This is a genomic window from Bacillus sp. DU-106 (assembly GCF_004799705.1).
Classification (GTDB): Bacteria; Bacillota; Bacilli; order Bacillales; family Bacillaceae_G; genus Bacillus_A; species Bacillus_A cereus.
Map to the genome: position 1 here is coordinate 1233627 of NZ_CP026607.1, position 12238 is coordinate 1245864.

Here is a 12238-nt window from a genome sequence, read left to right on the forward strand (position 1 = left end):
GGACCTTGTAGGAATGCTGCAAGGCCCTTTATCTTTTGGGAATTAATAGAAAACGAATCATATAAATGCTATACTAAAAAATGTTTGTAATGTCAGTTTCATAATATTGTATGATGCTGACTTACTAGAAAAGATAAGAGGAGAATGAGCGTGCAAAAGATAAAGAGATTATTGCTATTAATGATGGTAGTAGGATTAACAGCAGGTGTTTTAGCAGGGTGTGCAAATCCGAAAGATACTACAGAAGAATTTTTAACAGCGATACAAAAAGGTGATGTAGAAAAGGCTCGTACATTTGTTGAGAGTGACAAGGAATTTAATAAGCTAAATGAAAAAACAGATGATGCTGAGGCAAAAGCAATGCTAAGTGCAATTACAAAGAACTTTAAATTTGAAAAGCTAGAAGAAGTATCGAAAAAGGATGACAAAGCAGAAGTGAAAGTGAAAATTACATCTGCTGATCTATCCGTTGCTGTAACAAAAGCAGTGGGAGAAGTTATGCCAATGGCCTTCGCTAGCGCATTTAGTGAAGACAAAGAACAATCTGAAAAAGCAATCGAAAAAACAATGACCTCAACCATCATCAAAAACTTAGCAGATAAAGATGCAGCAATGGCAACTCGCGAAGTTACATTGAACTTAAAGAAAGACAAAGATGGCGACTATAAAATCGTTGCTGACGATAACTTGAAAGAAGTATTGTTTGCAAATGCGAAATCTTTGGAGAAGATGTTTGGTGGGAAGTAATTGAATTAGATAAAAAAGAGACACTATATCACGTAGAAGGTTGATATGGTGTCTCTTTTTTATATGACCCCGGAGAGGCTCGAACTCACGACCTCCACCCTGTCAAGGTGGCGCTCTCCCTGCTGAGCTACGGGATCCCAACTATAAATGTTACCATCAGCAATGTATTTTCATTTCATTCGTGTAATCGGAGGATTTGTACAATTTGTTGAGTATTGTAACATTTGATGTATTCCTATAATAGCAACAAACTTTAGTAGTGTAAAGATGTAATTTTCTGAATATTATCATTCTAATTTGTATATAAAAAATAAGCCCCGAAGAGCTTATTTCAATAATAATAATATCACCGCAATTATCAATGATATCATCAAAAATACAAGTATAAATAATGGAGCTTGTTCATAAGCTATCGTCCTGTAACTGTCATTCCTGCTGTGTAAATTGTATCAATAGAACCGTCAGCGCCTTTTATTTCGACTTTATAACGATATGTTCCATCCTCATAAATATCATCGCCATATCCTGTGAAAGTTGCAATTTCATCATTGCTTCCAGCTGGGACCCATTGATTTTGCCAACGGAAGTTGGTTTCAAATTCTCCCCATCTATCGCCATATTTCTTTTCAAGGCTGACATTGTAATGAATTTCTTCAGCTCGGTCATTTGTAATTCTTGCAATTACGCTGTTACCAAAAGTAACTTGTGTAGAGTGTACCTGAACTGTAACACCGTTCACCGTTTCACCAGGACCACAAATGTAATGACAACCATCCCATTCGTCAGCATGTGCTTTTGGTGTTTCAATGTTCATAACCGTTAAACCCCCTAAAGCTAAAGCTCCTGTTAATAATACTTTACTAAATGCCTTCACTTGAAATTCCCCCTAAGTATATTCTCAATTCGTTCGATAGATATCACATTAAGTAGTTTTATAACATTAATCTAATCGAACACTTTTTTCCTCGAGTGTATTCGCTATGAATCTTTCATCTTGTAGTAATCTAACCTCTACATAAAATTTCATAGTTTTGATTTCATATATGTATCATGATTTACATAGAACAAATCTGTTAATACGTTTTGGTTATTTGCTTATCCCACTACTCTTTATTACCTTTTATTGGTAAAACGTTGGTTTTATTATATACCATTATTATCTATTTACAAGAGAAAACAATACTGTATGCAAAAATGCATAATAAAAAACACTACTTGTATTCTGAATTACAGAATACAAGTAGTGTTGGGTTTCAATTAATATTTAATTGGAACCTAATGCTAATTTTTTATGTTTAACAGTATACATATATCACTGTTTTTTTAGTCATAATTGATAAAATTTGTTCAGGGGACGCTCTTCCTGTTGAGCTATGGGATCTTTAAAAGGGAAAGTATAAGCGATTATGAGAGTAATGTATGAAGGGATAATGATGAGAAGCGAATTTAGTAGAAAGTAGTCTTTGGATGTAGAGGTTATATTATTTCCGATACCAATCCAAAGGACCTTCATCACTCAAATCAACAAGAAAAGGGAACAAGAAGTGTAAAGGTAAGCTTATAAGTTCTGGCATAGCGTTCACTGTTTTCTTTGATAGATATTGCCTCCCAAAACAATACGGACAATCTTTTTCAAATGTCACGAGTATTGACCATACATCTTTTACTTTCCACTTCGTTTTACAATACGTACAACGCGCCATTGAGTTCCTCCTCAGTTTAAGGTGTTTTCTAATATATTCTACTTTATTGTACGAAAGTCATTTGAATTTGATGTGGTAAAATGCAAAACAAGCCTAACCTCGTTCTACATTCAGGGAGGGGTTAAGCTTGTTTTAATTCCGTTCAATGTCTCTTTGTATCAGGCTGTTTATACATTGCCTAGATAGCTTCGTGTTAAATTCGGGAGAATAATTTTTCCATCTTTACTGTATTTTTCGAATAGCTCTGATAGGAGAAAAATAAAGTTTTTATACTGTTCGTCATTTTCTTTCGGAGCATAAGATGCTGATAAATTCCTTCCCAAAAACCCTTCATAATCAAAAAGTAAATCATTTTGATATTCTTTAAAATCATACTTTCCATCTTTAAAAAAGTTGTTAAATACTTCTGGAGTTTCATCTATTCCACCGCTAAAGCCTTTAAAGTTTGGACAGGTTTTCTGGCAAATTTCTGCATTCTCTTTAATAAGTGGACTAGTTAAATCTCTACTATTCCAAACAAGTGCAACATTTGCTTTTTGTTTTAAAATTCGTTGGCATTCGATTTTGAAAGCCTCTTTATCAAACCAATGAAATGCTTGGGCAACAGTTACTAAATCTACACTATTTTCTTTTAAAGTGGTATTTTCAGCAGTTGCTTTTATGGATTGAAAACGAGAATATAGTTTTAATGATTGCTCAGCCATCTTTCTCATATCATCATTTGGCTCAACTCCAATAACATGTAAACCACTTTCAAGCAGCTGGTGGCTAAATATCCCCGTACCTGAACCAATATCAGCCACAATCCGATTCCCTTTCAGTTGGTTAGCTGAAAGCAAGTAATCAATATATTCATTAGGATAACTAGGGCGATATTTTGCATATATATCGGCCCTGTCAGTAAAATTTTCTGTTGTTTTCACAGTACTACCTTCTTTCTTACGATATGATGTACAGAAATAGAAATTAAATATGAATTCAGGCATCAGTCTTTAAGTCTACAACTTAAGAATCCAGCTAAATAGAGGGCCTCAGTTTCTTTATTCAAATATCCTTTATCCGTTTAGTATACTATTTTAGATAATATCTTCCAAAAGACTAGAATGGCTTACTCAATTATGTTTTAAAGTGTATATTTTTATGGATTTATTTAATAATTTATGAGCGATTGTATGTCGTATTACGTTTACGTAGGTAAGAGATTTTTATTTTTGCTATTTAAATTGGCCAATATATCCTTTTTACAATTTACTGAAAATCATGTATAACAGAGATACATGATTATTTTATCTCGCTATTTGCGGGCAGTAAGATCCCTTACCTCGAAATTCAGCAAAAGTAAAGAAGTTAGGTTCGGGTCGGAATGCCCGTAAAAGTCCGATTCGTGAGGGTTGATGAAAGTTTCACTTTATAAATATTCAGAAGTAGAGGGAGAAAAGTTGTAATGGTAAGAAAAACGTTCAAGATGCGCGTGTCTAAAAATAGAACGATTTCGATTAATGGATCGATTCTTGATGTGGATGTTACACATGATGAATTTTTACAAGAGTTTGTTGAGTGGGTTGATTCTAAAGGTTGGTCGTTTATGGGAATAACAGATGAGATTACGCCCGAGGAAGCTAGTCAAAAGTTAATAGATTCGTTGATTGATGAGAAGGATAAGAAAGAGTAATTCCTTCTTATTTTTATTGTATATTTATGTTCTTTATCGTAAAAGTATGATATAGTAAAAAATAGTGAAATTTCTTCCAATATAATACAAATTACATATGATTGGTAGATTTATTATTTTGTTAAGGAGTAAATGGAAAAGGGAGAGTCATATGGTAAATTTTAAGAAAATTTTGGTTTTTATTACAGTTATTTGTTCGTTTTTTTTGACGCCCATAACATTGCGTGCTGAGACGAATATTGGAGTAAATCCAGAACAAGTTGCACCACCACCTGCGGAAGGACCGAATGTTTTTAGTCAGTTTGCAACGACAATTGATGCGAAAACAGGAGATGTTTTGTATGATAAAAACGCATATCACCGAGCATATCCTGCTAGTACGACGAAGGTGTTAACAGCGATTTTACTCATGGAGCATACAAAGCCAGAGGATCAATTTACATTTTCACAATTAGCATTAGATCAAGAGAAGAGTAATTATCAAATTGAGTTTCAACCTGGAGAGACAATTAATAGAAATACTGCGCTTATGATTTTAATGGTGCTGAGTGCGAATGATGTGTCGTATGCGATTGCGGAGCGGATTGGCGGGAGTGTTGAGAATTTCGCTAATATGATGAATGAGAAAGCGAAGCAATTAGGAGCGAAAGATAGCCACTTTGTAACACCGAATGGATTGCATGATCCGAACCATTATACGACGCCGTATGATATGGCTATGATTACGAAGGGTGTGCAAAAGTATCCTGAAATTTTACAAGCGATGAATACGAAAAGAACGACAGTTACGACGTCTAGGCAGACGGTGTCTATTTTTAATAAATCTAATTTTTTTGAAAATCCATATAGCATTGGCGGTAAGACAGGGTTTACGAATGAAGCACGTAATACACTTGTTTTATTAAATGAGAAAGATGGAAATCGTATTATAAGCGTAGTAATGGCTTCTCAAAGACCTGAAATTTATGAAGATTTGAAGCAGATGGCGGAATATTCTTTCGGTCAATTTACGAAGCAAATGGTGCTTGATAAACATAATTGGCATCAAAAAACAACATATTTAAATAAAGATGTTAATTCTGAGTTGGAACAAAGTGCGGAGCTTATGCTTAAGAAAGATGAAGGGAAAAATGTGAAAACTATTTTCCGGGCGGCTTCATTAGATAAAGAATCTTTATATCATAAAGGAATACATCGTGGTGAGGTAGTTGGTGCAGTTGATATTACGAAAAATAATCAAACAATTGCGACGGTAAATGTTCTTTCAACAGAAGATGTCACTTTTACGATGCCTAAAAAAGATACAACTATGCCTGAAGTAAAAGACTCAAATGTGAAAGTAATAAGTGTTGGGATAGGTGCGATTATATTATTTGGAGCAATTTTATATGTAGTGTTGCGCCGAAATACAAAAGGAATGAAATCAGAAGGTAAATAAATTACTAATAAAAAGACTGTGTAAAATTTTGGCACAGTCTTTTTTCTATATTTTAAATAACTAATAATTGTAAATTTTCTTATTGCAATAACTTAAAGTTCGTTATATCATTTACTTGTGTTCTTGTTAAAGAACAAAGTGGATATTGCATACTTCAAATAATATAAAACAACGGAGAGGGAGAGAGACGATGAAATTAATATGGAAGATAATTAGCAACGCGATCTCATTTGTTTTATTTGCATTGATGGTTTTTTTAGCTTTTGTAGTTATTTCTTCAAAAGCAAGCGGTGGTGATCCGACAGTGATGGGATATCAATTTAAGAGCGTTCTTTCAGGATCAATGGAGCCGACGTTTTTAACAGGATCAATCATTGCAATAGAACCAAACAAAGATGGTTCTAAATATCAAAAAGGTGATGTTATTACCTTTAAAGAGAAAGATCAAAAAATTATCACTCACCGTATTATCGGTGTGAAAGATACAAATGGAAAAGTAATGTATGAAACAAAAGGGGATAACAACAACGGACCAGATTTAGAGCCAGTACTTGCAGAAAATGTAGTTGGAAAGTATGCAGATATTACAGTTCCGTATGTTGGTTATTTACTGAATTATGCGAATTCAAAAGCGGGAGCAGCATTGCTTCTTATTATTCCAGGAGTCTTTTTGCTTGGTTATTCCGCTATTTCTATTTTTGGTGCTATTCGTAGCATTGACGGAGAAAAGAAAGATAAAAAAGTAGAACAATCCGTCTAGTTCGTTTGGTTATACTTTCCGTTTAGGAAGTTAACAAATATATATTAAGGGGATATGGACATGACTTTAAAGAAAAAATTAGGAATGGGTATTACATCAGCAGTATTAGGAGCAGCTTTAGTTGGTGGAGGAACATTTGCATTTTTCAGTGATAAAGAAGTGTCAAACAATACATTTGCGGCTGGAACACTGGATTTAGCATTAAATCCATCAACAGTTGTTAACGTATCGAATTTAAAACCTGGGGATACAATTGAAAAAGAATTTAAACTAGAAAATAAAGGTTCTTTAGATATTAAAAAGGTTCTACTGAAAACAGATTATAATGTAGAAGATGTAAAGAAAGATAATAAAGATGATTTTGGTAAACATATTAAAGTAACATTCTTAAAAAATGTAGATAAGCATGAGACAATTGTGAAACAAACTACTTTAGATAAATTAAAAGGTGACACACTTACAGCTGTAGATAATGATTTATCGGCTTGGTTCTGGGATGAAAAAGGTATTTCAGCAGGTAAATCTGATAAATTCAAAGTGAAATTTGAGTTCGTTGATAATGGAAAAGATCAAAATCAATTCCAAGGCGATAAGTTACAATTAAATTGGACGTTTGATGCACAACAAACAGCAGGTGAAGAAAGATAATAATAAAAAGGGCTATCACATGGATAGCCCTTTTTCTATTTTTCTAGTATTTGTCTATCAATTTTAATAGTTCTTTACTATAATATAGATAATGTTCTGTATAAAGAACGTAATGTTCGATGGGAGAGATTAAGATGCTGAAAAGACCGCGTAATTTTAAAAAGATGCTTATATTGCCGTGTATGTGTTCTATTACGTTTTATTTAGGATCTCAAATTATGACGCATACAGAAGCGGCGTTCATTCATGAAACGAAAGTAGAAGCGACGCTTTCTACAGCAATTATATTTCCGAAAACAGTTAATACGTTAAAAGAGCAATCTGAGAAACATAAACAGTTTATTGAGCGTGAGTATGGAACGATGAAGGGGAAATTGAAAGCAACTTCTATTGAAGAAATAAAACAGGCGATTTCTGTATGGCAACAAGGGCGTGAGAAAATTGTTGCTGAGAAGGAAGCTCTGCAAAATGTATATACTGAAATAGAAGCTCCTTACAATCAAATACAAGAAGAATTAAAGGTAAATAAAGATGAGTCGATGCAGCAAGTGTCCATATATGTAAATGAAGGCTTTCGCAGTATCAAAGAGAAGCGTGACTATATTGAGAAAGAAATTAGCTTGAAAGCTATTGATGAGCAAATTCAGGCTCTTCAGCAACAATTAAACGTTGCAATTGAAGCGGAAGGACAAAAGAAAGTAGAAGAACAAAAGAAAGCAGAGGAACAGAAGAAAGTAGAAGAACAAAAGAAAGCCGAAGAACAAAAGAAAGCCGAAGAACAAAAGAAAGTAGAAGAACAGAAGAAAGCCGAAGAACAAAAGAAAGCCGAAGAACAGAAGGAAGTAGAAGAACAGAAGAAAGTAGAAGAACAGAAAAAAGTAGAAGAGCAAAAGAAAGTGGAAGAACAGAAAAAGCTAGAAGAGCAGAAGAAAGCGGAGTAACTGCTTTAGTGAAACAGCCAGAAAACAAGAATGTGGTGTAAGAGAGAGTGAACGAATAAGCAAGACTAGTAATATTTATACGAGTGTGAGGGAACGTTAGCCCTCACCTCTTTGTTTTTCTTTTTTCTTATAGTATTAAGTGATTTGAGTGTGAAAAAAGTTATAAATTATCGATATTTTTCTGAAAAGTCTAAAAAATATTGAGAAATAAAAATAACTGAAAATATTAATAAATATGTGTTGTGTTTATATAGGGTTGTTCGTTATAATGAACATAAGGTTTTTAAAAAAGAACGCATATTAGCTAAGCTAATATAGTTTTCTTTACATCTCTTATTGAAAAATAAGTGATAAAAATATAAAAAAAAGCTAGGGGGAATTGATTGTGAGTCTGAAAAAGAAATTAGGTATGGGAGTTGCATCAGCAGCATTGGGGTTAGCTTTAATTGGTGGAGGAACATTTGCATTCTTTAGCGATAAAGAAGTATCAAACAATACATTTGCAGCTGGGACGTTAGACCTTACATTAAACCCTAAGACGCTTGTAGATATTAAAGATTTAAAACCAGGGGATTCTGTTAAGAAAGAGTTCTTATTACAAAACAGCGGTTCGTTAACTATTAAAGACGTTAAATTAGCAACAAAGTATACTGTTAAAGATGCAAAAGGTGATAATGCTGGTGAAGACTTTGGTAAGCACGTTAAAGTAAAATTCCTTTGGAACTGGGATAAACAAAGTGAGCCTGTATATGAAACAACTTTAGCAGACTTACAAAAAGTTGATCCAGATCTTTTAGCTAAAGATATCTTTGCTCCTGAGTGGGGAGAAAAGGGTGGATTAGCAGCTGGTACAGAGGATTATCTATGGGTACAATTTGAATTCGTAGATGATGGAAAAGACCAAAATATCTTCCAAGGTGATACATTGAATTTAGAATGGACATTCAATGCCAACCAAGAAGCTGGGGAAGAAAAATAATAAAAAAGCGGGTATTCCCGCTTTTTTTTATAAAGAAAAAGAAGTGCTGGTTGTAAGCACTTCTTTCTATTATTATTTTTGATTTTGCTTCCACTTTGTAAATTCAAGAAATTCACGAAATTGTTCTTTGGAGACACCAGAGTTCATTGCATCTTTAACGAGTTGTGTCCATTCGGAGTCTAGGTTAGTTTCCTTTGTTGTTTCATCATGAAGTAAAGTATCAACTGGAATTTGTAGAACTGCTGCGATCTTTTCAAGAAACTGAATGGAAGGGTTTTTTTGTAAATTTCGTTCTATAGAACTAATGTAAGATTTAGCAACGCCAGCTTTTTCGGCAAGTTCAGTTAATGAAATCCCTTTTTGTAAACGAAGGCGTTTTATACGTTCTCCAATCATATTTGCGCACCTTTCTATCAATATGTAGTTGTCTTATGATGTCATTATTATAACATAAACTTCGTTAAAAAGAACAAACCTATTGAGCCTGACTGGATGGCTTCATACGTTGGAAAAATTGCTCGATGTCTTGCATGGCGATACCAGCATCTAGAGCTTCAAGTATTAAATCAATCCATTCTTGATCCAGTGCGTCTGTCTTATCTTTGTACAAATGTAATTCCTCCCTAATTATCGGTCATAATTGCTGCTACAGAATATATGATAATGCAATCGGATTTTGTGTTTTATATAGTGAATTATCAAATATTGTGTAGATGAAACAAAGATAAAATCCCCATTAAACTCCCTCTATGGAAATTATAAATTGTTCGATAAAAACTTTCAATATTTTCAGAAAACATTGTTGAATTGTGATATATTCGTATGCTAACTATGAAATTTTTACAAATATATTAAAAATATTACATAATATGACTAAATATTGAAAAAATATTGAATTTTTAATAAAATTCAATTTGTAATACATATTATTTATTAGGGGAGGAAATAAGGGATGAACAAGAAACCGTTCAAAGTTTTGTCATCAATCGCTTTAACAGCTGTATTAGGCCTTTCATTCGGAGCTGGTACTCAATCTGCATATGCTGAAACGCCTGCGAATAAAACAGCTACGAGCCCAGTTGATGATCACTTAATTCCGGAAGAACGTTTAGCAGATGCGCTAAAAAAACGTGGGGTAATTGATTCGTCAGCTTCAGAGAAAGAAACAAAGAAAGCTGTCGAAAAGTATGTAGAGAACAAAAAGGGTGAAAATCCTGGGAAAGAAGTACCAAATGGGGATCAACTTACGAAAGAAGCATCTGATTTTTTAAAGAAAGTGAAAGATGCGAAAGCAGACACGAAAGAAAAATTAGATAACCCTGCAACAGGAACACCTGCAGCGACAGGCCCAGTTAAAGGCGGTCTAAATGGTAAAGTACCAACTTCTCCAGCGAAACAAAAAGACTATAACGGTGATGTACGTAAAGATAAAGTACTCGTTTTACTTGTAGAGTACGCTGACTTTAAACATAATAATATCGACAAAGAGCCTGGATATATGTATTCTAACGATTTTAATAAAGAACATTATGAAAAAATGTTATTCGGCAACGAGCCGTTTACATTAGATGATGGAAGTAAAATTGAAACGTTTAAACAATATTACGAAGAGCAATCTGGTGGTAGTTACACAGTGGACGGAACAGTTACAAAATGGTTAACAGTTCCTGGTAAAGCTGCTGATTACGGTGCAGATGCTGCTAGCGGCGGTCATGATAATAAAGGACCAAAAGGCCCACGTGATTTAGTAAAAGATGCATTAAAAGCAGCTGTAGATAGCGGTCTTGATCTATCAGAGTTTGATCAATTTGATCAATATGATGTAAATGGTGATGGAAATAAAAATCAACCGGATGGTTTAATTGATCACTTAATGATTATTCATGCAGGTGTTGGACAAGAAGCAGGTGGTGGTAAATTAGGTGATGATGCAATTTGGTCACATCGCTGGACAGTTGGACCAAAACCATTCGCAATTGAAGGTACACAAGCGAAAGTTCCATATTGGGGTGGAAAGATGGCAGCGTTCGACTACACAATTGAACCAGAAGATGGAGCAGTTGGTGTATTCGCGCATGAATATGGTCATGATTTAGGTTTACCAGATGAGTATGATACACAATATAGCGGTGCTGGTGAGCCAATTCAAGCTTGGTCTATCATGAGTGGCGGAAGCTGGGCTGGTAAAATTGCAGGTACAACACCAACGAGCTTATCACCACAAAATAAAGAGTTTTTCCAAAAAACAATCGGTGGTAACTGGGCAAATATCGTAGAAGTAGATTACGAGAAATTAAATAAAGGTATCGGCCTAGCAACATATTTAGACCAAAGTGTTACGAAATCTAACCGTCCAGGTATGATTCGTGTTAACTTACCAGACAAAGATATAAAAACAATTGAGCCGGCATTCGGAAAACAGTATTACTACAGCACAAAAGGTGATGATCTTCATACGAAGATGGAAACACCACTGTTCGATTTAACAAATGCAACGACTGCAAAATTTGACTTCAAATCATTATATGAAATTGAAGCAGAGTATGATTTCCTTGAAGTACACGCTGTAACGGAAGATGGTCAACAAACGTTAATTGAAAGACTTGGTGAGAAAGCAAATAGTGGAAATGCAGATTCGACAAATGGAAAATGGATTGATAAATCATATGATTTAAGCCAGTTCAAAGGTAAGAAAGTAAAATTAACATTTGATTACATTACTGATGGTGGTTTAGCATTAAATGGTTTCTTACTTGATAATGCTTCATTAACAGTAGATGATAAAGTAGTATTCTCTGATGACGCAGAAGGTACGCCACAATTCAAATTAGATGGTTTTGCTGTTTCTAACGGAACAGAGAAGAAAAGCCATAACTACTATGTTGAGTGGAGAAACTATGCTGGTTCAGATAACGCGTTAAAATTTGCACGTGGTCCAGTATATAACGCTGGTATGGTTGTATGGTATGCAGATTCAGCTTACACAGATAACTGGGTAGGTGTACATCCAGGACACGGTTTCCTAGGTGTAGTTGATTCTCATCCAGAAGCAATTGTAGGAACTTTAAATGGTAAACCGACAGTGGAAAGTAGTACGCGATTCCAAATCGCAGATGCGGCGTTCTCATTCGATAAAACGCCAGCTTGGAAAGTTGTATCTCCAACGCGTGGAACGTATACGTATGATGGTTTAGCAGGTGTACCGAAGTTTGATGATTCTAAAACGTATATTAATCAACAGATTCCAGATGCAGGACGTATTTTACCGAAGCTTGGTCTGAAGTTTGAAGTAGTAGGACAAGCTGATGATAATTCTGCAGGTGCTGTTCGTTTATATCGTTAATACTGTA

Annotated in this window: 13 protein-coding genes and 1 tRNA gene; 8 read left to right on the forward strand and 6 right to left on the reverse strand. The window is 34.5% G+C overall.

Annotation, left to right across the window (positions count from 1 at the left end; translation table 11 throughout):
• Positions 1 to 150 precede the first annotated feature (150 nt).
• Positions 151 to 747, forward strand: a complete 597-nt coding sequence (locus C3Y97_RS06365; protein WP_121868128.1) for a DUF4878 domain-containing protein — start codon at positions 151 to 153, stop codon at positions 745 to 747.
• 64 nt (positions 748 to 811) lie between these two features.
• Here C3Y97_RS06365 and C3Y97_RS06370 read toward each other — a convergent pair.
• The 4 genes from C3Y97_RS06370 to C3Y97_RS06385 all read right to left on the reverse strand — a co-directional run bounded on the left by C3Y97_RS06370 (position 812) and on the right by C3Y97_RS06385 (position 3373).
• Positions 812 to 884 (reverse strand) — tRNA-Val (locus C3Y97_RS06370).
• Between the two features lie 272 nt (positions 885 to 1156).
• Positions 1157 to 1621 (reverse strand): hypothetical protein, encoded by a 465-nt coding sequence (locus C3Y97_RS06375; RefSeq protein ID WP_000643273.1) that lies wholly within the window; start codon positions 1619 to 1621, stop codon positions 1157 to 1159.
• A 607-nt stretch (positions 1622 to 2228) separates the two neighbouring features.
• The gene (locus C3Y97_RS06380) at positions 2229 to 2450 is read right to left on the reverse strand and encodes a hypothetical protein (RefSeq protein WP_000090221.1); all 222 of its coding nucleotides are present in this window, start codon (positions 2448 to 2450) and stop codon (positions 2229 to 2231) included.
• 167 nt (positions 2451 to 2617) lie between these two features.
• Entirely contained in the window at positions 2618 to 3373 is a 756-nt protein-coding gene (locus C3Y97_RS06385; RefSeq protein ID WP_000858661.1) for a class I SAM-dependent methyltransferase, read from the reverse strand.
• Positions 3374 to 3894: 521 nt separating this feature from the next.
• On the opposite strand from C3Y97_RS06385, the gene C3Y97_RS06390 reads away from it, so the two are divergent.
• The 6 genes from C3Y97_RS06390 (at position 3895) to calY (ending at position 8888) form a co-directional block, all read left to right on the forward strand.
• Positions 3895 to 4122, forward strand: coding sequence for a hypothetical protein (locus tag C3Y97_RS06390; RefSeq protein ID WP_000251856.1), 228 nt, complete (start codon positions 3895 to 3897; stop codon positions 4120 to 4122).
• A gap of 151 nt (positions 4123 to 4273) precedes the next feature.
• Positions 4274 to 5560, forward strand: coding sequence for a D-alanyl-D-alanine carboxypeptidase family protein (locus tag C3Y97_RS06395; protein ID WP_000247031.1), 1287 nt, complete (start codon positions 4274 to 4276; stop codon positions 5558 to 5560).
• A gap of 190 nt (positions 5561 to 5750) precedes the next feature.
• On the forward strand, positions 5751 to 6320 hold the full coding sequence (gene sipW / locus C3Y97_RS06400; RefSeq protein WP_000767792.1) for a signal peptidase I SipW: 570 nt from the start codon (positions 5751 to 5753) through the stop codon (positions 6318 to 6320).
• Between the two features lie 60 nt (positions 6321 to 6380).
• Positions 6381 to 6968, forward strand: coding sequence for a CalY family protein (locus C3Y97_RS06405; RefSeq protein ID WP_000172852.1), 588 nt, complete (start codon positions 6381 to 6383; stop codon positions 6966 to 6968).
• Positions 6969 to 7087: 119 nt separating this feature from the next.
• Entirely contained in the window at positions 7088 to 7909 is an 822-nt protein-coding gene (locus C3Y97_RS06410; protein ID WP_136363204.1) for a DUF4047 domain-containing protein, read from the forward strand.
• A 385-nt stretch (positions 7910 to 8294) separates the two neighbouring features.
• Entirely contained in the window at positions 8295 to 8888 is a 594-nt protein-coding gene (gene calY, locus C3Y97_RS06415) for a biofilm matrix protein CalY (RefSeq protein ID WP_000053713.1), read from the forward strand.
• A 72-nt stretch (positions 8889 to 8960) separates the two neighbouring features.
• Here the strand turns inward: calY and C3Y97_RS06420 are convergent, their stop codons facing one another.
• Both C3Y97_RS06420 and C3Y97_RS06425 read right to left on the reverse strand, forming a co-directional pair.
• Complete coding sequence (locus tag C3Y97_RS06420) at positions 8961 to 9284, reverse strand: helix-turn-helix domain-containing protein (protein ID WP_000578885.1); 324 nt, start codon at positions 9282 to 9284, stop codon at positions 8961 to 8963.
• Positions 9285 to 9363: 79 nt separating this feature from the next.
• On the reverse strand, positions 9364 to 9498 hold the full coding sequence (locus C3Y97_RS06425) for an anti-repressor SinI family protein (protein WP_000276219.1): 135 nt from the start codon (positions 9496 to 9498) through the stop codon (positions 9364 to 9366).
• A 342-nt stretch (positions 9499 to 9840) separates the two neighbouring features.
• Between C3Y97_RS06425 and inhA1 the strand changes: the two genes are divergently transcribed.
• Positions 9841 to 12231 (forward strand): M6 family metalloprotease immune inhibitor InhA1, encoded by a 2391-nt coding sequence (gene inhA1 / locus C3Y97_RS06430; RefSeq protein WP_001035936.1) that lies wholly within the window; start codon positions 9841 to 9843, stop codon positions 12229 to 12231.
• Positions 12232 to 12238 lie beyond the last annotated feature (7 nt).

Coding starts and splice junctions, on each gene's coding strand:
- C3Y97_RS06380 (WP_000090221.1), bottom strand. CDS start 2,450: ATGGCGCGTTGTACGTATTGTAAAACGAAGTGGAAAGTAAAAGATGTA.
- C3Y97_RS06390 (WP_000251856.1), top strand. CDS start 3,895: ATGGTAAGAAAAACGTTCAAGATGCGCGTGTCTAAAAATAGAACGATT.
- C3Y97_RS06395 (WP_000247031.1), top strand. CDS start 4,274: ATGGTAAATTTTAAGAAAATTTTGGTTTTTATTACAGTTATTTGTTCG.
- sipW (WP_000767792.1), top strand. CDS start 5,751: ATGAAATTAATATGGAAGATAATTAGCAACGCGATCTCATTTGTTTTA.
- C3Y97_RS06405 (WP_000172852.1), top strand. CDS start 6,381: ATGACTTTAAAGAAAAAATTAGGAATGGGTATTACATCAGCAGTATTA.
- C3Y97_RS06410 (WP_136363204.1), top strand. CDS start 7,088: ATGGGAGAGATTAAGATGCTGAAAAGACCGCGTAATTTTAAAAAGATG.
- C3Y97_RS06420 (WP_000578885.1), bottom strand. CDS start 9,284: ATGATTGGAGAACGTATAAAACGCCTTCGTTTACAAAAAGGGATTTCA.
- inhA1 (WP_001035936.1), top strand. CDS start 9,841: ATGAACAAGAAACCGTTCAAAGTTTTGTCATCAATCGCTTTAACAGCT.